Source organism: Gammaproteobacteria bacterium, assembly GCA_029881255.1.
In the GTDB taxonomy this organism is placed as follows: domain Bacteria; phylum Pseudomonadota; class Gammaproteobacteria; order S012-40; family S012-40; genus JAOUMY01.
Genome location: JAOUMY010000004.1, coordinates 40141 through 60941, shown reverse-complemented (window position 1 = coordinate 60941; position 20801 = coordinate 40141). Strand labels below are relative to the sequence as shown.

Here is a 20801-nt window from a genome sequence, read left to right as displayed (position 1 = left end):
CTTATCTAAACGCAGGCATAACCTTTTCGCTAATACACTTCATACTCTCTTTTACTAACTCCGTAGGCATGGCACCAGCCCCAATCGCGCATAACAAATGACTTACGCCTGCGCGTTGATACTTGCGTAAACGTTTTATACATTGCTCCGGTGTACCCACCACGGCCATGCCAAAGGTTTCAAGCATCCGCAAATTAATGCCCATTTTGATCAATTTGCGAAATCTACCCAGACCATGAAAGTGTTCGTATCCCGGATACAAACTCTCCAATACTGGCAACGTTGTGCGATACAGCTCTTTATAAAACCAGGTGAGCGAAGTTTCCGCCCATTTTCGCGCCAAATCGCCATCTTCAAGACAAACTATTCCAACTGTCATCCCAGTTTTTGGCGGCGTTTCGTCACTCCACAACTCGCGAAATCGCGCGATATCCTGTTTCACCATAAACCAGGGTTTGAATGGTCCGGCGAGCACGCCCAATCGTTGTAGTGCGGCCCACTCAAAACTTTCGGGGCTAACCGCCGCGGTCCATAACGGCGGACCTTCTGGCTGAACGGTATGCGGTACGATGTCACACGTTTTCGCAGTCCCCTGTTTATCCAGAAAGCTAAGCGGCTGTCCTTCAAAACTATTGCGTATCGTTTGTAGCGAAAATTCCACTTGTTGACGGCTTTGAGACATATCGGCACCAAACACCGAAAACTCCAGTGGGGAGAAACCGCGCCCGATACCAACCTCTATACGCCCTTGCGACAATATATCCAGCGTCGCAATGCGTTCGGCGATATGCACCGGGTGATGCAAGGGAAGAGGAATAATTGCGTGACCGAGTCGTATTTTGCGCGTGAGCTGCGACAATGCGCCCAGGAAAATCTCAGGTTTGGACAGGTGCGAATATTCTCGCATGAAATGGTGTTCCACCACCCAGGCACAGCCAAAACCCAATTCATCCGCATAGGCGATTTCCGAAAGCGCTTCGCGATAGGTTTCGCTTTCACTGCGCTCAAGATGGCCTGGCACAGCCAGCTCGTAGAAAAGATCGAATTGCATAATTCCCTATGCGGCTAAAAGCCAACGTTCCAATAAGACTATCAGTAGTGGTATGTAAATCATACCGGCCAACACGGACAAGGACGCCATAGTCGCCGCGAGATCCTGATCCAGATCTTCGCGTATGGCGAATACCAGCGTATTGAAACCAATCGGCGCCGCGCCCGCAACGATTACCACGGCGCGAGAAAGCGGGTCCAAGGGTAACAAAAACGCCAACAGTGAGGATAACAAAAGACCACCAATAACACGCACAGCAATTGTCCGCCAGATCCAGGGATGTAATCCCATGCGTATATTGACATGAAGCCCCAGCGCGAGAAAGACCAGCACCACAATCCACTTACCTAATTCAAGACAGAAACGCGACAGCGATTCCGGAAAATACCAGTCAAACCCGTTAATCAGTAAACCCAGCCACAATGCCCAGAACGGCAGGAACCGCAACATCAGTATCAATGAGGATGCAACACTGCCCTGCCCCCGGCCATGCCATGAGGCTATCATTACCACCACGCTAAAGGCGATCACACCATTCCCGAAATCCACCAATGCAAGACGCGCTACGGCTTCGTCTCCCCATGCCCAGGACAAGAATGGATAAAGCGTAGATAGATTCATTATCATCACGCCGACAATCACAACACCACGACTTTTTTGCTCAAGCACCGTGCTGTGTCTGGTAAAAAAATAGGCCACGGCTCCCAGCGATAACATCACCGTTGCCGCGATGAATGGAAACCAGGAGTAATATCCGGCCAGTTTGACTTGCGTGACCGATCCCAATATGAGCAATGGCAAGCCGAAATTGACGACAATATTGAGTAATGACGCGGCAATTCCTTTGTCCGCAAGCCGGGTCTGGCGTAGAATAAGCCCGGTGACAAACAGCAAGAGAAACATAGCGAGTTGCAGATACAGAGTATTCACCGTTTTTGTTTGAACCGCTGCCCACAAATAGAGACAGCCCAGGCAGAGATTTCGGTCGATATGAATTATGTCGACCAGACTAAGCGCATTTATTATAGCCATCGCATAGCTTCATACGATAGTCTCAAGACAAAACGCTCTCACCTACGCGAATTGGAACCCCCACATGTTTAAACCTGCTCACTATTGTCCCTATAACAGTGGTCGCTTTGAGATCAAGGCCGGTTTATCTGCGCTGGACAAAAATTTTGGCAATCCCCAGGATCACCATGTCTTTCAGATAGACGAACGTTGGTCTGAATATTTTCAGACCAAACAGCGATCAAGAGAGGAGTCACTGGAAAAGTACTATCTCTACCGCGATTTTCGCGATGACACGCGCAGGGCAGTCATCACGCTATTACTGAACCAGCTGAATACCGAATACCCAGATCTGTATAAAACCTATCGTGAAAAAGATGGCACGTTTACGCTGGAATGCGATCTCGATCAGTCACGCGCGCGTTTCAGCGAAGACTATACGCTGATCGAAACGATAGACGGCAGCCCAGGCGCATTACGTCCCTATGCAGATCTATTCGACTATATTTGCACGCATTTGCAGGAAGACGTATCCCTGGTGCAACTCGACGGCAAACATGACGTGGTTGCCGCTTTGCACTTATGTTTTCCCAATCACTGGTCCGCAGAGGAAAAAGTCGGAAAATGTTTTGCCGGCGCCCATATTCCCGTACCTCACATGGAAAAAATCAACCGCGGTATCGACACATTGTCACGCCAATTCCTGCAGAAAGGTCCCTTTGTGCGCTTCGCCTGGGGAATCGCGACAGATGGGCGACTCAATCACCACCCACAGCCGCCGGAAGGAACCGATCCTGTATCGTGGAAAGGTCGTCAGTTCAATCCGGAGAAACCGGAATTGTATGTACGCATCGAGCGTCAGTGCCTCGTAGGAATCCCGAAAGTTGAAGCCTATCTGTTCATGATACGGACCTATATTGAAAACGTGAAAATGCTTACGTCGGAGGAAATCGGCAATTTGATTAATGCTATCGAGTCGATGAGTGACGAAGTTTTAAAATACAAGGGTCTGCTTAAGTCCAAAGACGCCATATTGCAGTATCTCCATGATCTCGCCAATAGACCCAGCGCAGGAACAACAAAATGAAAGGTGTGTTTTTAGATCTGGACAGCATGCATCCGCAGGATCTCGACTTGTCAGACTTAGAAAAATCACTCACGAAATGCGTACTACATGCGACAACAACTCCCGACGAGCTAGTGCCGCGTATCGCGGATGCCGATGTCATCATCAGTAACAAAGTCGTCATCAACGAAATCCACATGCAGGCCGCAAAGAATTTGAAACTCATTTGTGTCGCTGCAACCGGCTATAACAATATCGACATAAACGCGGCTACTCGTCTGGGAATAACCGTCGCCAATGCACGCGGATACGCGACGGCATCGGTAGTCGAACACGTATTCGGTTTGATGCTGGCGTTAACACGCAATCTTTTTCAACATCACCGGGCCGCGCACGATGGTCAGTGGCAGCGCAGTCCTTATTTTTGTGTACTCGATTATCCTATGGTCGAGTTGAATGCGCTGACGCTGGGAATAGTCGGTTATGGGGAGCTGGGACGAGGCGTTGCGCAAATGGCCGGCGCCTTCGGCATGAAGGTTCTGGTCGCTCAATCGCTACAGACCACGAATATCCAACCATCATCATCCGGCGATCGAGTCCCACTGGATGATTTGTTGCGCATTGCAGACATTGTCACTCTGCATTGCCCGCTTAGTGAATTCACGCAAAACCTGATTTCGACTCGCGAACTGACATTAATGAAAAAAAGCGCCTTTCTGATTAATACCGCCCGTGGGGGGATAGTAGACGAGAGTGCTTTAGCATCGGCGCTGCGTGCAGGTCAAATTGCCGGTGCTGGAATCGATGTCTTGAGCAAGGAACCGCCGATTGCCAGCAATCCTTTGCTGGCAAACGATATCCCCAATCTCATCCTGACACCTCACGTCGCCTGGGCCGGTCAACGGGCAAGACAGGAATTGTTAAACGAGATCACCCGCAACATTAACGCCTTCGCAAATGGCACCCCTCGTAATTGCGTGCGCTAGGGATTATTGACCATAAACTGTTCGATCAATTTAGGGGGTACTGCGCCGACCTGTTGCGCCATAATCTCCCCTTTGGGATTAAAGAATAGAAACGTCGGCGTACCAAACCAGGAAACCCCGGTCAAGTTTTCGAACGCCTCAGCCAATGCTTCGGGCTCGCCATAGAGATTGTCAAAATTCAGTTTGTGGCGCTGAACAAAACTCTCCGCTTCCTTCTTTTTTTCCAATCCATCCATAGAGATTCCCAGCACGATTGCGTCCCTGTCTTTATGCGCCGTGTGAAATTTCACATACTGATGGGCCTCCTGATTGCACACATGACAGTCATGCGCCCACATCATTACCACCGTCCACTTACCTTTGCCGGTATAATCCGTCAGGCTTTTGATATTTCCCTGGAAGTCTTTCAAAAATTGAAATGCCTGCCCTGTCGCGGGCAATAGGGCAAACATCAAAACGAATACCGTCGCCAATTGTCTGTTCATGGATGATCCTTTCTTCACATACCACCACTACTTTAGAAATCAAACCCTGGATTTTGTTACACCACTACCTTGCCTTAAGAATGTCTAAGACCACTAGTCGTCAATCGAATTCCCGCGCCAGATGAGCTTATGTAAGCACTGGCCAGGCACTCAGAAGAATCCAATCATATTTACTCTTTAAATACAACAAGATATACAAACAAGCGAATTAATTCATGCTTCAGCCCCCATGACTAGCATAACCAGTTCGTTAACGGCGATGCATCACCTCAAGAAAGCCATTAGAATAACGCCAATACCCGAGGGAAAAATATAAGGCCATGGCCCCTGCCCGCAAAATTTCAACATTGATCCTCTGTGCATGTCTACTCGTGCTAACGAGTTGTGGCGGGGGTAATCAGGCAAATCCCTTCGGCGCTCAACCTAAACTCACCGGTATACGAATTTATTCTTCTGAACTCACCTATACGATAGGCAACTCAGACCGGCTATACGCCTATGGTATTTATGATGAAAAAATCGAAAAAGATATCAGCGACAAAGTTAACTGGGTTAGTAGTGACGAGAAAATCGCGCGCATCACGCGTAACGGGGAACTTACGACTCACGAACCTGGCGAAGTTGTCATCAGAGTCTACTTTGAAAAAATGGAACAAGAACTCCCGCTATTGATAAAACCTCTCCCCGAAATCACCGCTGTTTTCCCTTCTGTCGGCATTTCAAAAATTACTCAAGGAGATACCATACGCGTAGATGCACTCGGCAATTTGGGAGAAGGCCGATTTCGACGCATCGAAGAAGGACTTGAGTGGTCTACCAGCAATGAGAACATCGCCGTCATAAATGAGGGGGGAATTCTTGAAGCGACGGGATACGGTGACGTCACCATATACGTAAAATTTGGACAACTTACAGGGGAAGTCGCGATAAACATACTACCTGAACTCGTCGACTTCGAGATCACGCCACCGGGTAAGGTTGTTGTTACCGGCAAGCGCATCAAACTGATCAGTGACGGCGTTTTTAGCGATGGCAATCATGGTGAAGTCAATCGCCGCCTCAAGTGGTCAAGCGTTGATGCAAATACAGCCACCGTCGAAGGCACGACGGGAATAGTCACAGCCAAACGCCCTGGCACCGTAACGATCCGCGCCTTATTCAAAAATATCGAGCGCGAGATTGGAGTAAGCATCATTGCTGGCATTAATGTAAAACAAGTGGACAGCGATGGTATTGCACTATTCTGGGAAGACATGGATGCGAGCGGCTACAATTTGTTCTGGAGCAAGCAACCCGGAGTCACCGATCAAAGTGCCAGAATTTCCCTAAACAAAATTGTAAGCTATCAACACCAACAACTGACGCCGGGAACTACCTATTACTACCGTCTTCAAGCCATTTATGATTCTCCCTTGCCATTGGGTGATGAACTCGCCGTGTATTTCCCGGAAAACACGCGTCTGTTTAACCTAGCGTTTGAACACGGCCTGAAGGATGCAGCAACCTTCAGATACAAAAATACGATTTACGTTCACGGTGGACAGACACCCGACGGCAAAACGTCGATAGAAATGGCTACCTATAATTTCGACAACAATCGCTTCGATGGCACCCGGTCTGCCAACAGTTATCGACATGGACATAGCGTTTGCGTCTCAGGCGACTATGCCTATGTGCTTGGCGGAATCTCCAGCTATATATCGAAGATACAAACAAACATTGACATTCTAAACCTCAAACAAGAGCAGTTGGAGCCACCGAATTCGTCTGCCGTCATCGACACGCCTCGCGCCTATGGTGGATGTGTTACCAGTAGTGATGGAAAATATATTTTCTATTTTGGTGGCGAAGATATCGATGGCAACCCGCTAGATTCCGTATCTGTCTTTCTTGTATCGCCCGGACAAATCGAACTAGTCGGTGGGCAGGGTCCAAGTTTAAGCATTGCAAGAAGTCGTTTCGCTCTCACGCAGACCGGGAACAAAATAATTATTGCTGGCGGCCGTACCCCGGATGGTATAACCGATAATATCGCTGTCTACGACTTAAGCAATAACAGTTGGACATCCGGTAGCGAAGTTTCACCACTGTCCAAGCCCATGGAACATGCGCAAATTATTTACGCGGACAATAATTTGTACCGGATAAATGGTTATGACGTTGAACAAAAATTGCTCAATAACTTCGAAGTGATGGAGAATTTTAGCCTATCCGGTGTAAGCGAAAACAGTTCCTGGGTGAATGTCGCGCAAATGATCGATCAGCGAGAGCATTACCATAGCTATTTATTGAATGGTCACCTGTTTATTCTTGGTGGGTTGATTGGCGATATCCCTGTCAAACAGAGCGCCAACTTTTCGTTTAAAGAAAATCTCTGGTATCCGCGAAAGAACCCCGCTGCGATACACTTACTTTCGACAAACGCGCAAGTCGGTGAGTCCGTCTATTTAATTGGGGGCATAACGGCGGACACACGTGAAATTACCAATGCGGTTCAGTCGTACAGTATTCCAGCCGACCAGTGGCGCACTCACGTCTCGCTACCCTTCGTTAGATATGCGAGCGCTAGCGCAGTACTCGGCACTGACATTTACGTGATTGGTGGAGTTACCAGGAAAGATACCGTGTTAACCGATGTCGATATATTTGAAACGACGAGCAACTCATGGCGTAAAGGGCCCTCGTTGCCATACACGCTCTACGGTGCCAGTGCTACGGCATTGGATGGAAAGATTTACGTGGTTGGCGGCGACCGACAAACAATTGTGGATACGCAAACCGAGACGATAGACGATTCCGATATCCCTACGAGTTCAGATGCCACCCATACGCATAACATCCTGGTCCTCGACCCGGAGACCGATTCATGGCAAAAAGGCGCGGAAGTTTTGCAAAACCGGCGCTACGCCGCCTTACTTGCCCAGGACGACTCTCTCTACTATATCGGCGGTCAGATAAATTCCGAGAACTCTCAAGATTTTGTTCGCTCAGTTCACCGCTATGACATTCTTCTGGATAGCTGGGAAACTTTGCGCCCGCTAAATACTGGCGGATACCTGATGGGCGCGACTGTCTACAATCGACGTCTCCATGTTTTTGGTGGCTTATGGGGTGGACCAGATGGGCAGCAACTCGATCAAATTCAAATTTATGACCCACTCAGCGGCATCTGGACACACGGCGGGGCATTATCAAACCCGACTCGTCAATTGTCCGTAGGCCAAACCAATGGTATTTTGACATTACTCGGTGGTCTGTCTTTAACCAACGAAATCAGACCCGCTGAAATCATCAAATAGAGAACGCTTCCTCTCAGATACGATTTGCGCGGCATGTTCTTAACACGCTCAATCTCGTATGTTTTTGTACACCAATGCGGCAAATTGTGACCCCAGTGCAACGACGACTGGAATTACATCACATAAATCCAGGTATGAAACCCGATATAGTAACCAAGAGTTGATTGCTAAGGAATCCAAGTCATGAGTCTGCTAATAACACAAGACGACGCAAAATTTCTTGACCATGCGCACAACGTACGGAAGACCGCAGCCAATCGCCCTGTCTTTATTCGTATGAGTAATGGCAAGGGTGTTACTGCAAAAATTGTTAGCGTTTCTGCGGTGAGCATTGGTATCGTTTTTCAGGCCCCTGGCCAGATCGGCGCCATACTCAATGTGCGCTTCCTGCTACCTGTGTGTCATCGTCTGTTTGAGGTAAATGCCAAAACGCGCATCATCCATACCCACCTCAAAGGGGATGTATATTACTCAACCCTGGAATTCGTTGATATCAGTAACGATGACTTGAGTGTTGTTGAATCCTTTATCGAGGAAAAACCCGTTAGCATAGACTAAACCGGAATTCGAGCCGGACGGCAGTCCTACTCAATCCGATTGTCTCTGAGTTGAACCAGGCGATGTGCCGTCTCAGCATGTTTTTTCCACTTACCATACGCTTTGCCACTGGATTCGAGTCGATAAATAAACTGACTGGATTTTTCATCGACATCGCCCGCCGCCTCTCGCTGAAAAGGCGTACCGGGCAAGGGCATAAAAGTATGACAATGTATCTTTGCCCCTTTGTCGATTAAGGTCGTAATCAATGCCTGTGTCGCTTCCACATCTCTTTCACTTTCACCCGGTAAGCCAAACAGAAAATCGACATTAGGAAGAAACCCCTCAGCCACACATAGCTCCACCGCACTGACGATAGCCTGCACCGAATGTCCTCTTTTGCTCAAGTCTAAAACATTTTGAGACCCGGATTGCCCGCCAATAATCAGATTATCATTGTCCGCGTATTTTTTAATGAGCTCGAGAGCGTCTCTTGATACATGTTCAGGGCGTATCTCAGACGGAAACGTCCCGAAGAACACACGCGCGTCATGACCCACGGCAAGCCGGACCCCGGACAGCAAGTTTTCGATGGCATCCAGATTTACCTCCTCCCCAACCGCACCGTAAGACAACGATGTTGGCGTAATAAATCGATAGTCCTTAAAACCCTCTTTACGCATTCTTCGCGCATATTCGACTATATTTTCTATACTGCGATGACGGAAGCGTGCCTTGCTTACATAGGGAGTTTGACAAAAGCGGCAAGCGTATACGCATCCACGTGTAATCTCTATTGCGCCAAACATATGGTAACGGGGTGAAAATGGCGGATAATCATTCAGGTCGATCAAAGGTCCGCGTCCACGTCGTTGCATATTGCCATTTTCGAGATACGCTAGTCCCTGTAGATCTTGTAAGGACTGCTGAGCCAGGAGTCTTTGCACAAGTTCGACCAATACCTGCTCACCCTCGCCTATGACCACATAGTCGAAACCCGCTCTCAAGGTTTGAAGTGGCTCAGCAGAGGCATGAACGCCACCGGCAACATGAATAATATCGTCGCGATCTATCAGAGTTTTGACTTCGTTAAGATGACAGCTTGCTGCCTCGAAGCCAGGCGAATAAAACGACCAAAGCACAACGGTAAAATCCGATAGATTTTCACGAAGAAGTTCAGGCAAATCCTGACGCCGACGCGCGGCGCATATACTCAGACGCGGGTCGCTTATATGACTATCCAACGCTCCTACCAGCGCGTTAAAGGCGTAACGTGCACTCTTGGAAAAATTGACGATGACCCGAACAGTAGCCATTTCCCGGTAAACCGACTTAGTGGCTTCGCGCCCAATTCACTATATCTGATGTCCCCATTGCACCGGCCTGTCTCGCCACTTCCCTCCCCCCTTTAAATAGCACCAATGTGGGAATACTTCGGATTGAAAACTTTGCCGATAAGGCCTGCTCGACCTCTGTATTGACTTTGACCAGCCTCAACTTGGGTTCGAGCAGCGCTGCTGCTTGTTGAAATTGTGGCGCCATCATTTTACATGGTCCACACCAGGGAGCCCAAAAATCTACCAGGATTGGAATATCGCTACGTTGCAGATGCTGCTGAAAACGCGCCGTGTTTAACTCCAGAACCTGTCCTAAGAACAACTCCTTGTGACACTTTCCACATTTCGGTGCGTCCATTAACCGGCTCGATGCGATGCGGTTGACAGCTTCGCAATGCGGACAGACGATATGAAGTGAATCAGTCATACCAATTGACCCCCCTGAAAATTACTCGCCAAATTGTAACCATAATTGGGGATTATTGTTTAGTCTGCAAGATCGAAATAATACGTCATTATTTTCCTAAAACTGGAAAGGAATACCTGTGCAAATCATTCAGAAAAATAAAGTCCTTTCCTGTCTTGTTGATTTGATCTATAGTCAAATCGAGAGTTGAAAATAGTGAGGTGGGTCGATGAAAATACGGAATTTAGTTTGTGCCCTATCCGGTGCACTAGCACTGGCAGTCGTTTCCAGCAATGTCTTGGCGGATGGCAACGCGGTTTATGACAAGGCATGCAAAATGTGTCACGGTACTGGAATGGCAGGTGCGCCGAAAGTCGGTGACACAGCATCATGGAAGGAACGTATAGCCAAGGGTGAAGACGCATTGGTTAAGAACGCGATCAACGGAGTACAAGGCGCGAAGGGATTTATGCCTCCAAAAGGCGGTAACCCATCTTTAAGCGATGCAGACGTTACAGCAGCCGTAAAGTATATGGTTAGCTCCTCTAAATAGATTTGAACGGGGCTTTTTCCCAACCGAGAAAAGCCCCTTCCTTCCTACTGACTCCCCAGAATCTGTACTGCAACTGAACGCCGTCTTGGACCATCCAGTTCAACAAGGAATATAGACTGCCATTTACCAAGCACAATTTTTCCATTGGTAACGGCCAACGATTCGCTATTGCCAAACATCATGGCTAGCAAATGGGCATGAGCATTTTCCGGTTCATCCGGTGGGCAGTCGCGTAGATGAATATCGTTGTGCAAATAATGCGCATCGCTCGGGGCAATTCTCTCTACAAACTTTTCGATATCCTGCATAAGTCGTGACTCGTTTTCATTGATGGTAATTGCGGTCGTGGTATGCAAGCCTTGAACAGAGACCATGCCCTGCCTGACACCTGATTTATGCACGGCCTGCTGAATGGCTGCTCCAATATCAATAAATTGAAGACGATGATCTGTACCAATACTAAGTTCTTCAAAAATGACCTGCATGTTTTTCATTACCTCCCCATACCGAAACCACCTGGCATCATTCAAGATAAATTAACTCTCAGACGATAGCCTGAACTGTCTCACCAGGGCCGAAGATTTCTAACTTATTTCAACAAGATCTGCAATGTTTCTTAAGAGAGCCACGCAACAGACTGGACTGTTCGAACAACCCGAAGCGCTTTTGCGCTATCTTTTCGCACGCCCCCTGTTCGTTGCAATTGCCATCGCCCTGTTTATACACTTTCTAAAAGCATTTAATTACCAATGGAATTCGGGCGCCAACTATTTACTAAGTCTGTCCCAATCGCTTGGCAAAAGCCCAGTCATTGTCATGGGGGAAATTATACTACCCTTTTTGATTCCCCTTTTGGTGATCGTATCTGGTCGCAAGGTGATAGCCATACGCCAACAAAACTCACTGGCAATATTTCCGGAACTGAATCCAGACATTGTGATCAAGACCAGTCTTAGTGGCCATATTGAATATATCAATCCGGCAGCCAGACAATTTCTCAATGACACTTCGATTTCGGTCCAGGATGCTAATCGACTCTTGCCGGCAGAGTTTGCTGAAATTATCGGTTCGGCAATACGGAACAACAAAAACAAACTCGGTATAGAACATCATATCGAAGGCCATGTCATTGACTACACCATCAATAGCGCGCCCAATCTGGATGCTGTTTTTATTGCTGGGAGAGATATCACTCATCGACGTGGTATTGAGCGCCGCCTGCACGACAGCCAGAATCTGATACGCGAGATGAGTGAACTAGTGGACCAGATTTTCAATGAATACGATCCACTGAGTTTTAATCTGGAGGACCATTTCACCCAGATTGTAAAAACCTTTCTACACAATGATCATATGGGCAACGCGGCTACGCCGAAATTTGTATATCTCGCCTCACTCAGCAAAAATGACGCCTTTGTGGGCCATATCTATTTCGGCGAGGAAGATGCCGTAAAAATCAGCGCCGACATATTTGAAACTTTGTGGAAACCCTTGCCCTCAAATGAACAGCGGCAACAAAACGCCGTCTACTTCAATATCGAAGACAGCCAACAGACACCCGAAGAGTTTCAACAAGACATCGATCCCAAAATAAGGGAATTTACAGGAAATGTTCATCGGTATGCGATGTACCGAAGTGGTCATGTCGCTATTATTGCGTTTTACGAAGGCGATCGAATCAATCAGTTCGATGCCATGGTGCTTAAAACCCTGGCGATATACTCCAATGCCCTATTGCGTATTTCCCTTGAAAACAAGGCAACTGAAGAAGCCTTTATTTATGCCATTGAAGCACTGGCCCGCGCTTCGGAAACCAATGACCAGGACACCGGCTCCCATATCAACCGTATAAATGAATACTGTCGTGTTCTCGCACGCGAACTCAATCAACCGGACAACTTCGTCAACACAATTGCCTACTCCGCGCAAATGCATGATGTTGGAAAGATCCACACGCCAGCCAATATTCTGAAAAAGCCCGGCATACTCAATGAAGACGAATACAATGTCATGAAACAACACACTATCGCTGGCGCGCGAATTTTAGGAAATTCACCGCGCTTGAAAATGGCAGCAGAAATTGCGCGTTATCATCACGAAAAATTTGATGGGAGTGGCTATCCCTGCGGACTTTCTGGCGAAGAAATCCCGCTTGCCGCCAGAATAGTCGCCATCGTCGATGTCTATGATGCCTTGCGCCAGCGTCGTGTGTATAAAGATGCAATGAGTCATAATGAAGCGGTGCACATTATCTGCAATGGTGATGAACGCACCAAGCCTCATCATTTTGATCCGCAAATACTGGAGGCTTTTCTCAGAGTGCAGGACCAGTTTGATTCCATTTTTAGCCGTTATCAGGACTAGCCCCTACCCGGGAATACGCACGGGGAGAGAAATACAATATCGCCCAAAGTACAAAAAAGCCTGTCACATAGGACAGCAGTGGCGAGAATTCCAAAGCAACTGGTATATAACCACATAGGGCTGCCGTGAGAGCAACCGTCAAACTATAAGGTATCTGTGTGCGCACGTGTTCCAGATGATCACACCCACTGGCTATTGAACTCATAATCGTTGTATCGGAAATCGGTGAGCAATGATCGCCAAAGATTGCACCGTCCAGCACAGCCCCCAAGCTAATCATAGTAATTAATCCGTACTGGTTTCCATCCAGTGCGTAGGCAACAGGTATGGCCGTGGGAATCAAAATCGCCATGGTTCCCCAACTCGTTCCTGTTCCAAACGAAGTCAACGCGGCTGCCGCAAACAACAATAACGGAAACCAAAAAGGCTGCAACACTTGTCCAATGCTGTGTGCCAAAAACTCTCCTGTGCCCAGCGCGTCACACGCAGATTTCAACGACCAGGCTAACACGAGTATTCCCACGGGCAGCAAACTGCTTCTCACACCAACATAGGCAGCGCGTGCTATCGCGGCCCAGGAAACGTGCGCGATAAAAGTCGCGCAAGCCGCGGCAGCGATCAATCCAACGCTCGCCGATAGTAATAGAATTGTACTGCTGTTTTTAGCCTGCGTTATCACGTCCATCCACATCCAGGGCAATAGCGGTGCAAATAGACTTTGTTGAAACAGACTTAGCCCTTTTCCATCTATCCACAAGCCACCTAACAACGTGAACATCATCAAGCCCAGAGGCAAAATAGCGCTCCAGGCCGAAATTCGCGCGTCTGCCGAAGCGTCTACCATTGAGAACCCGGAATGACTATGTTGGACAATTTGAGGCGAAACACTATTGGAGCCGAGAGACGAAGACGAGATCCGATGCATTGCGCCAAACTCACGCTGCATAATGATATTCAGAAAGACGAACAACAACATCAATACGCAATAAAAACGAAAGGCCAGCGCATCAAAAAACATACTGTAGCCATCAAGCCCTATCTGCAAAGACTCAGACACTTTGGTAAACAGTCCTGTTTCGTATCCGATCCAGGTGCTGATGACCGCCAGACCCGCTACCGGCGCGCTCGTCGCATCAATAATAAAGGCCAGTTTTTCTCGACTAACGCGATGACTGTCTGTGACTGGCCGCATGGCCGATCCGACTATCATGGTGTTTGCATAGTCATCAATAAACACTAACAACCCTAGCACCGCCGTCATTAACTGACTTGAACGCGCGCCATGAGAATACCGCTGCAGATAAGTCACAATGCCTTTCAGACCGCCTGACAAAATGATCACGGAAATCATCGAAAGAATACAAAAGACGAAGCCCAGAATTTTCAGGCTCCACGGGTCGAGTAATGCCTTATAGGCGTAGGTAAACGCCAGCCCTATGCCTGTCGGAAAAAACGTAGACGCAGTCTCACCTTGCTCAATCGCGACCAGCAATGCCCCCAACAGCATCGCCGCCAATAGACTCCACAGCAAACGACGTGTGACAAAGGCCAGAACCACCCCCGCCAGCGGGGGAACCACGCTATACCACACCCCGGACTGCTGAGATCCAAATATTGCGAATAGGGATAACACAGCCGCAAAGATGGCAAATCCAGTCAAAATTCGAAAAATCGACACTGCGGCTGGCTCCTTTTGCCTTTCTGTATCGAGTCAGAAGCAATAGTCACACCGTTACCAACTTCCAGCTCAACGCACATCCATTAAAATCAATATGTTAGATAATAACAAACAAGAGTATCCTATAAAAATCAGTTTTTTTGGCCGAAAAAAACTAAATAATTTCCCAATTCTTGTCGAATTAATTTGGACATAAAAAAATGCTGGAATGATCCTTGTATTCCCATAGAATAGTGTCCCTTTAATTCTGGTTTTTGTGGAGAAATGATGTCGTTTACTAACCGTTTTTGTTTTTCGTTGCTGTTTTCGCTCGTATTCACCGTGAATACCTACGCGGAGAGCGTATCAGACAATGAATTCAATAGTGAAACGACAAGCTCCAGCACTTATGTTCCCGCCGAATTTCTGGCGGAACACCTGGACCCCAAAAAACTGTTTCTACGCTCTAGTGCCGCCATCGTCATGGATCAACGAGATGGAGTGGTACTTTTTGAACGGGACAGCAATGAGAAAAGACCCATAGCCTCGCTCACCAAGCTCATGACGGCGATGGTCATTCTTGATTCAAAGTTGCCGATGAATGAAATCTTGAAAATCAAGCGCGCTGACAGAGATCGTTTACGCGGATCGAAGTCGCGTCTTTCCTATGGGACACAACTTACACGGGAAGACATGTTACTAATAGCCCTTGCCGCTTCAGAAAATCGCGCGGCGGCAGCACTCGCCAGAACATTTCCGGGTGGCAAAAAAGCCTTTGTAGCCGCAATGAATATCAAAGCCGATGCATTGGGGTTGAAAAATACGCATTTTACTGACTCCACTGGTTTACATAGCGGCAATATCTCCACAGCCAGTGAACTGGCGAAAATCGTCGACGCCGCCTATTCCTACCCTTTAATACGCGACATGACGACCAGTGGCAAAGATTATGTAATCGACCACCGTAGTGGCTGGAAAGTAGAGTTTTTCAATACGAATCGGTTAGTTCGCAGGAAAAGTTGGGATATCAACCTTAGCAAAACCGGTTATATTGCAGACGCTGGTTACTGCATGGTTATGCATACCAACATTAATGAACGCCCGGTCATCATCGTATTACTAAACTCCTGGGGTAAATACTCCAAATTCGGTGATTCGAACCGAATTCGCCACTGGATAGATAGCGCCGAAAAACGCGCAAAACGCAGCTATGCGGGCTTGGCGAGCGCACAAAGCTAATCGGCTGTTTTTCTATCTCGTAATCCGCTTCTTCTTTGCTCATAAACTCAAGCATGTTGCCGTTGAGGTCGAAAACCTATGTGGATGTTTACATTGACCATATAGAACTGGACTGTTATGAGCGAAAAACCCACCATACTTGTCGTAGACGATGAAGACCTCAATTTTGATCTGGTTAAAAGCGCCCTAAGACAAAACTACCAGCTCGACTACGTCGATAATGGCGAAAAATGCCTGGCCTATCTGAAAGACAAGTTAGTCGATGTCGTCATTCTTGATGTAAAAATGCCCAATATGACCGGATACGAGGTTTGTCGCCGCATTAAAGACACACCTGAAACCAAAGACATTCCAGTTATCTTTGTTTCTGGCCTGGACAGCATTGAGGAACGAATTGAGGGATACGAAGCAGGTGGCGAAGACTATCTGGTAAAACCATTTCAGCCCAATGAACTGCAAAAAAAGGTCGAGGTCGCAGTAAAGCTAGGCAAAAAATTGCAATCCCTGAAAAACAACACGTCTAATGCCACAAAAGCGGTTATGGAAGCCTTGACCAATACCGGTGAAATTGGCGTGGTATTGAACTTCTTTACCCGAAGCTTTCGCTGCGATACCTATGACGACCTTGCTGATACTTTGATGAAGGCACTTCAGGAATACGGTTTGAATAGTGCGGTACAAATTCGTATCGAAAACAACGAATACCTGGACTACGACAGCAGTGGAGTAGTCAGACCGCTAGAATCGACGTTGCTATACAAACTTAAAGACGCAAAACGAATCTATGATTTCGAATCACGAACTGCGTTTAATTTTCCAGTGATGACGGTTCTGATCAAGAACATGCCGATTGACGACAGTCTGAAATACGGACGATACAAAGATCATCTAGCCACGCTCGCCGAAGGTGCGGCATCGCGGGTTCAGAGCCTGCAAAATGCGATCTCACTTTCTAAACAAAAAGTTGCCCTCGTAGAACTTCTAAACAATACACATGACGCAGTTGAAGCCATAAGCACGGCGCAAGAAGCCAACAAACTGGAAATCACTCAAGTCTTCGAAGCCTTGATTATTCGCGTAGAAGAAGAATTTCTGACGGCGGATTTAACGGAAGACCAGGAAAAAAGATTGCTGAGACTGGTTACCGATACCTCGGACAGAATGAATGGCATCTATGACCGTGGCCGTGCCATCGAAGATAGGTTTCATGCGATCACCCAGCAAATCGAACGCAGCCTGGGTGCCGACAGCAAAGATTAAATCCATGACCGAGCTTCAACAACGGAATGACAAGTCTATACTTCTTCTTGATAGAAGTCTCAATATTGTCGATTTTCAAATAGATCAGAGCAGTCCTGTACACACAGAAATCACAGACAGTGCTTCGATAACAGATCTGTTTAACTTGCCAAAGAATGTATTGAAATGGCTTGCCTCACCCGAATCCTCGTTCCTGGAAACATCCGTCGACTTTAAAGACCAACTTCTAAATATAGAGTTTACCTTTCAGCCATCAGTGAACATGTTCTCTGTTACCATATCACGACTGAGCGACACAGCTGTCTATCTGTCCGATCGGGAACTAAAGGAAAACGGAATTCTTCTACTAGACAAATCCCATCGACTGCTAAGCGGCAATAAGGCGTGCGATGAATTTTTCGGTGTCGATCTATCCTCACAACAAGGAATCCTTATTTGGGACGCGATTCCTGAACTGATGAGTGGATTGTACAAACCGCTAAACAACTTTGATAAAAATCAAAACAACAATCGTACAACCATTTACTTTCCGCCAAAGGATCGTTGGCTAAATATTCAATTTCTCAAACGAAACAGCAATGATCTTATTTTGATCACAGACATTACAGACAATAAACGTCTTGAAAAAAAGGCTAAGGATGGAGAGACATACTTAAAGAATATATTAAACAATGTCTACGACGGCATCATCACCACCGATATACATGGCACAATCCTACTGGCCAATAAGACTATCGAGAGAATTTCCGGCTATTCTAATGAAGAGCTTACTGGAAAGCCCGTCGAGATACTCATGGACAGCACACATAGTTCACGACACTCATCGTACATGGTGCCCGGCAGCCGTTACGCCAAGAGTCGCGTTGTCAATATGCGTCGTGAGCTTCAACTCAAGCAAAAAAGCGGCAATATGATTCCTATCGATCTTGCCGTTACGGAAATGATGCTAAACGATCAGATCATATTCATTGGAAGTATCCACGACATTTCACAGCGGCTTGAACAGGAAAAGCAGATACGCGAACTGGCAAGATTTCCAGAGGAAACCTGGAATGCCGTACTTAAAATTGAGAAAAATGGAAAGTTATCCTACGCCAATTCACGCACAGATATTTTGCTATTCCACTGGAATATAAACGTCGGTGATATCGTGCCGGATGATATTTTAGCTGTTGTTACCAAGACGATTGAAAGCGGAGACCCCGAGAGACTGGAAATCGATTGCGGCGATGTCATTTATAGCGTTCTTTTTGCACCAGCACTGAATAGTGTTTATGTTTATGGCACGGATATCACCTACAACAAACGCATCGAAGCCGAATTGAGAGAGCATCGCACGCGTCTTGAGGAGATGGTCGAAAGTCGTACCCGTGAACTTGCGGTCGCTAAGGATGACGCCATGGCTGCGAGTCAGGCCAAGAGCGAATTCCTCGCCAATATGAGTCACGAAATGCGCACGCCATTGACCGCTATCATTGGCTATGCAGACTCGCTACTCGACTCTGGCATTAGTGATGTAGAGCGAAAAAAGTTCATCAACACCATCATTCGCAGCAGTACACATTTGAAAGATATCATCAATGATCTGCTGGATATTTCCAAAATCGAAGCTAACAAACTGGAAATAGAATCTCTGGAAACCGATGTCGCCAGTCTACTCACCGATATTTACACTGTTATGCAGCAACAAGCTAACACGAAGTCGCTCAAATTCACGATAGAGTTTGATACACCCATCCCTGCACGCTTGAAAACAGACCCTACTCGACTAAAACAAATACTCATTAATCTATTGAGTAATTCCATCAAATTCACACAAGAGGGTAGTGTTACTATCCACATTTCTCACGACAAGTTCTCAGAAAAACTTGCGTTTGCTGTATCAGATACCGGCATAGGAATAGAAGATGCGCATCTCGTCAAGATTTTCGAGAAATTCTCTCAGGCTGATTCAACTACAACCCGCAAGTATGGAGGGACCGGACTGGGACTTCCACTCTCCAGACAACTTGCGCGTATGTTGGGTGGCGATCTCGTTGTGAAAAGCACGCCAGGCAAAGGCAGTTGTTTCACACTAACCATCTCAGCTGCTGAAATACACGATGACGCCGGCTATCTTCAGCAATATGACGCAGGATATACACAAGAGAATGGCAATCAAGAAACCAAACGTACACTACAGGGTCGCATACTTATCGTTGAAGACACGCCCGCCCTGCAGGAACTTGCACTGCATTTCTTGAGACGAGCAGGACTCTCTGCCGAACTTGCGAGAAATGGACGCGACGGTGTCGAGAAGGCAATTGACGGTGAATTTGATGTAATCCTCATGGACATACAAATGCCCGAAATGGACGGATACCAGGCAACGCAATTACTACGTGAAAAGGGATATGACAAACCTATAATTGCGATGACGGCGAATGCCACCGCTGATGATCAAAAACGCTGCCTGGCCTCCGGTTTTGATGCCTTCATCCCCAAGCCGATTAACAAGGATGGGCTCTATAACACACTAGATGGTTATCTTGTACAACAAGGCAATGTCGTTTTGAAACCTGTGTTTTCCACCATTCTCCGTGAAGAACCTGACATGCAGGACTTGGTAGAAAGATTTGTCGATAGTTTGCCGACAATTCTTGGCACGATCAAGCGGGCCATAGCAGACAAAAGCTGGGATGAACTCCGCGATATTCTTCACAAGTTGAAAGGTATCGGCGGTGGGTATGGATACGATGTATTGTCAGAGCTCGCCGCAGAAATGGAGCTCTACGTTCATGACCAGCAATATGCAATGCTCCCTAAAACCTTCGAAACCCTGGATCAGGCAGTTCAGCAAATAGCCATCGGCATAAAGAAATCCGATTAACGCGCAAGATCTCAAATCGGAAAGCATCATCCTTTCTCAAATATAAAAACATCCGGCTCAATAAGCTCCAGACTGGCCTGCCAATGATTAGCTAGATATTTCATCGTGGCCTTGGAAAAAAACACGATATGGGTTGGGTCGTTCTTATAATGCCATTGAGAAAAGCGCTCACGTCCCTCGTGGGTTTTTGTCATTACGGCCAAGATGCCTCCCGTAGTCAACAGACCCCAAAGCGTATCTAAGTCTTGGCCAACATTCACGAGATGTTCAACCACTTCTGTGCATGTAATAAAGTCATACTCATAACGTAGCACTGCCGTATCCGGGGCATAGAATTTGTCATAGAGAGTTACCTGATGCCCCATTTCTTCCAACATTACCGACACGGTCGGACCGGGTCCACTACCAAAATCCAGTCCTTTGCTCCTGTCCGGCAGCCTTCGACGTAGTGGATTTACAAGCCGGGATAAGAACTGCCGATAGCGCGTATCATTGGGCGAATTTTGATGCATGTCGTACTGCTTCTTCTCCTGTGTCGGGCTGATATGTTCTGCAACAGGTACAAACACCAGTTCGCATTGCGAACAGATAACATAGTTCCGCCGCTTGTCCCGCCAGAAATGCGCGCTCTGCGTTGAATTGCAAAGAGGACATTGCAAGTGCTCGTAGGATTCCATGTTA

The 20801-nt window shown here is 47.2% G+C and carries 17 protein-coding genes; 9 read left to right on the top strand and 8 right to left on the bottom strand.

Features of this window, described 5'->3' with window-relative positions:
• Nucleotide 1 precedes the first annotated feature (1 nt).
• Entirely contained in the window at nucleotides 2-1051 is a 1050-nt protein-coding gene (locus tag OEZ43_09765; protein ID MDH5545869.1) for an LLM class flavin-dependent oxidoreductase, read from the bottom strand.
• Between the two features lie 6 nt (nucleotides 1052-1057).
• The gene (locus OEZ43_09760; GenBank protein ID MDH5545868.1) at nucleotides 1058-2083 is read right to left on the bottom strand and encodes a hypothetical protein; all 1026 of its coding nucleotides are present in this window, start codon (nucleotides 2081-2083) and stop codon (nucleotides 1058-1060) included.
• Between the two features lie 64 nt (nucleotides 2084-2147).
• Here OEZ43_09760 and OEZ43_09755 point away from each other — a divergent pair, with 64 nt between their 5' ends.
• Nucleotides 2148-3149, top strand: a complete 1002-nt coding sequence (locus tag OEZ43_09755; protein MDH5545867.1) for a DUF3445 domain-containing protein — start codon at nucleotides 2148-2150, stop codon at nucleotides 3147-3149.
• The gene (locus OEZ43_09750; GenBank protein ID MDH5545866.1) at nucleotides 3146-4114 is read left to right on the top strand and encodes a D-2-hydroxyacid dehydrogenase; all 969 of its coding nucleotides are present in this window, start codon (nucleotides 3146-3148) and stop codon (nucleotides 4112-4114) included. The genes OEZ43_09755 and OEZ43_09750 overlap by 4 nt, the downstream gene beginning before the upstream one ends.
• On the opposite strand, the gene OEZ43_09745 is transcribed toward OEZ43_09750, so the two are convergent.
• Complete coding sequence (locus OEZ43_09745; GenBank protein MDH5545865.1) at nucleotides 4111-4599, bottom strand: peroxiredoxin family protein; 489 nt, start codon at nucleotides 4597-4599, stop codon at nucleotides 4111-4113. The two genes, OEZ43_09750 and OEZ43_09745, sit on opposite strands and share 4 nt — an antisense overlap.
• Before the next feature lie 320 nt (nucleotides 4600-4919).
• Between OEZ43_09745 and OEZ43_09740 the strand changes: the two genes are divergently transcribed.
• Together OEZ43_09740 and OEZ43_09735 are read left to right on the top strand one after the other, a co-directional pair.
• Nucleotides 4920-7898, top strand: coding sequence for an Ig-like domain-containing protein (locus OEZ43_09740; GenBank protein MDH5545864.1), 2979 nt, complete (start codon nucleotides 4920-4922; stop codon nucleotides 7896-7898).
• A gap of 183 nt (nucleotides 7899-8081) precedes the next feature.
• Nucleotides 8082-8456, top strand: a complete 375-nt coding sequence (locus OEZ43_09735) for a PilZ domain-containing protein (GenBank protein ID MDH5545863.1) — start codon at nucleotides 8082-8084, stop codon at nucleotides 8454-8456.
• Between the two features lie 26 nt (nucleotides 8457-8482).
• On the opposite strand, the gene OEZ43_09730 is transcribed toward OEZ43_09735, so the two are convergent.
• Entirely contained in the window at nucleotides 8483-9751 is a 1269-nt protein-coding gene (locus OEZ43_09730; GenBank protein MDH5545862.1) for a TIGR04013 family B12-binding domain/radical SAM domain-containing protein, read from the bottom strand.
• A 16-nt stretch (nucleotides 9752-9767) separates the two neighbouring features.
• Entirely contained in the window at nucleotides 9768-10199 is a 432-nt protein-coding gene (gene trxC, locus OEZ43_09725; protein MDH5545861.1) for a thioredoxin TrxC, read from the bottom strand.
• Nucleotides 10200-10407: 208 nt separating this feature from the next.
• Here trxC and OEZ43_09720 point away from each other — a divergent pair, with 208 nt between their 5' ends.
• Nucleotides 10408-10731 carry a c-type cytochrome gene (locus OEZ43_09720; protein MDH5545860.1) on the top strand — a complete coding sequence of 108 codons (324 nt, stop codon included), beginning with the start codon at nucleotides 10408-10410 and terminating at the stop codon, nucleotides 10729-10731.
• A gap of 44 nt (nucleotides 10732-10775) precedes the next feature.
• Here the strand turns inward: OEZ43_09720 and OEZ43_09715 are convergent, their stop codons facing one another.
• On the bottom strand, nucleotides 10776-11225 hold the full coding sequence (locus OEZ43_09715) for a secondary thiamine-phosphate synthase enzyme YjbQ (GenBank protein ID MDH5545859.1): 450 nt from the start codon (nucleotides 11223-11225) through the stop codon (nucleotides 10776-10778).
• A gap of 115 nt (nucleotides 11226-11340) precedes the next feature.
• Between OEZ43_09715 and OEZ43_09710 the strand changes: the two genes are divergently transcribed.
• The gene (locus OEZ43_09710) at nucleotides 11341-13095 is read left to right on the top strand and encodes an HD domain-containing protein (protein ID MDH5545858.1); all 1755 of its coding nucleotides are present in this window, start codon (nucleotides 11341-11343) and stop codon (nucleotides 13093-13095) included.
• On the opposite strand, the gene OEZ43_09705 is transcribed toward OEZ43_09710, so the two are convergent.
• The gene (locus OEZ43_09705) at nucleotides 13076-14773 is read right to left on the bottom strand and encodes a Na+/H+ antiporter NhaC family protein (protein ID MDH5545857.1); all 1698 of its coding nucleotides are present in this window, start codon (nucleotides 14771-14773) and stop codon (nucleotides 13076-13078) included. The genes OEZ43_09710 and OEZ43_09705 overlap by 20 nt on opposite strands.
• Before the next feature lie 264 nt (nucleotides 14774-15037).
• On the opposite strand from OEZ43_09705, the gene pbpG reads away from it, so the two are divergent.
• The 3 genes from pbpG to OEZ43_09690 all read left to right on the top strand — a co-directional run bounded on the left by pbpG (nucleotide 15038) and on the right by OEZ43_09690 (nucleotide 20120).
• On the top strand, nucleotides 15038-15991 hold the full coding sequence (gene pbpG, locus OEZ43_09700) for a D-alanyl-D-alanine endopeptidase (GenBank protein ID MDH5545856.1): 954 nt from the start codon (nucleotides 15038-15040) through the stop codon (nucleotides 15989-15991).
• Between the two features lie 117 nt (nucleotides 15992-16108).
• Nucleotides 16109-17251 (top strand): response regulator, encoded by a 1143-nt coding sequence (locus OEZ43_09695; protein ID MDH5545855.1) that lies wholly within the window; start codon nucleotides 16109-16111, stop codon nucleotides 17249-17251.
• On the top strand, nucleotides 17157-20120 hold the full coding sequence (locus OEZ43_09690) for an ATP-binding protein (GenBank protein ID MDH5545854.1): 2964 nt from the start codon (nucleotides 17157-17159) through the stop codon (nucleotides 20118-20120). Before OEZ43_09695 ends, OEZ43_09690 begins: the two co-directional genes overlap by 95 nt.
• 26 nt (nucleotides 20121-20146) lie before the next feature.
• Here the strand turns inward: OEZ43_09690 and OEZ43_09685 are convergent, their stop codons facing one another.
• On the bottom strand, nucleotides 20147-20797 hold the full coding sequence (locus OEZ43_09685) for a class I SAM-dependent methyltransferase (protein MDH5545853.1): 651 nt from the start codon (nucleotides 20795-20797) through the stop codon (nucleotides 20147-20149).
• Nucleotides 20798-20801: the final 4 nt, after the last annotated feature.

Bases quoted from the DNA above. Each gene is read 5' to 3' on its own strand.
- OEZ43_09740 (MDH5545864.1), top strand. From the start codon at position 4,920: ATGGCCCCTGCCCGCAAAATTTCAACATTGATCCTCTGTGCATGTCTA.
- OEZ43_09690 (MDH5545854.1), top strand. From the start codon at position 17,157: ATGGCATCTATGACCGTGGCCGTGCCATCGAAGATAGGTTTCATGCGA.
- OEZ43_09765 (MDH5545869.1), bottom strand. From the start codon at position 1,051: ATGCAATTCGATCTTTTCTACGAGCTGGCTGTGCCAGGCCATCTTGAG.
- OEZ43_09755 (MDH5545867.1), top strand. From the start codon at position 2,148: ATGTTTAAACCTGCTCACTATTGTCCCTATAACAGTGGTCGCTTTGAG.
- OEZ43_09750 (MDH5545866.1), top strand. From the start codon at position 3,146: ATGAAAGGTGTGTTTTTAGATCTGGACAGCATGCATCCGCAGGATCTC.
- OEZ43_09710 (MDH5545858.1), top strand. From the start codon at position 11,341: ATGTTTCTTAAGAGAGCCACGCAACAGACTGGACTGTTCGAACAACCC.
- OEZ43_09695 (MDH5545855.1), top strand. From the start codon at position 16,109: ATGAGCGAAAAACCCACCATACTTGTCGTAGACGATGAAGACCTCAAT.
- OEZ43_09730 (MDH5545862.1), bottom strand. From the start codon at position 9,751: ATGGCTACTGTTCGGGTCATCGTCAATTTTTCCAAGAGTGCACGTTAC.
- OEZ43_09715 (MDH5545859.1), bottom strand. From the start codon at position 11,225: ATGAAAAACATGCAGGTCATTTTTGAAGAACTTAGTATTGGTACAGAT.
- OEZ43_09735 (MDH5545863.1), top strand. From the start codon at position 8,082: ATGAGTCTGCTAATAACACAAGACGACGCAAAATTTCTTGACCATGCG.
- OEZ43_09685 (MDH5545853.1), bottom strand. From the start codon at position 20,797: ATGGAATCCTACGAGCACTTGCAATGTCCTCTTTGCAATTCAACGCAG.
- pbpG (MDH5545856.1), top strand. From the start codon at position 15,038: ATGATGTCGTTTACTAACCGTTTTTGTTTTTCGTTGCTGTTTTCGCTC.
- trxC (MDH5545861.1), bottom strand. From the start codon at position 10,199: ATGACTGATTCACTTCATATCGTCTGTCCGCATTGCGAAGCTGTCAAC.
- OEZ43_09760 (MDH5545868.1), bottom strand. From the start codon at position 2,083: ATGGCTATAATAAATGCGCTTAGTCTGGTCGACATAATTCATATCGAC.
- OEZ43_09745 (MDH5545865.1), bottom strand. From the start codon at position 4,599: ATGAACAGACAATTGGCGACGGTATTCGTTTTGATGTTTGCCCTATTG.
- OEZ43_09720 (MDH5545860.1), top strand. From the start codon at position 10,408: ATGAAAATACGGAATTTAGTTTGTGCCCTATCCGGTGCACTAGCACTG.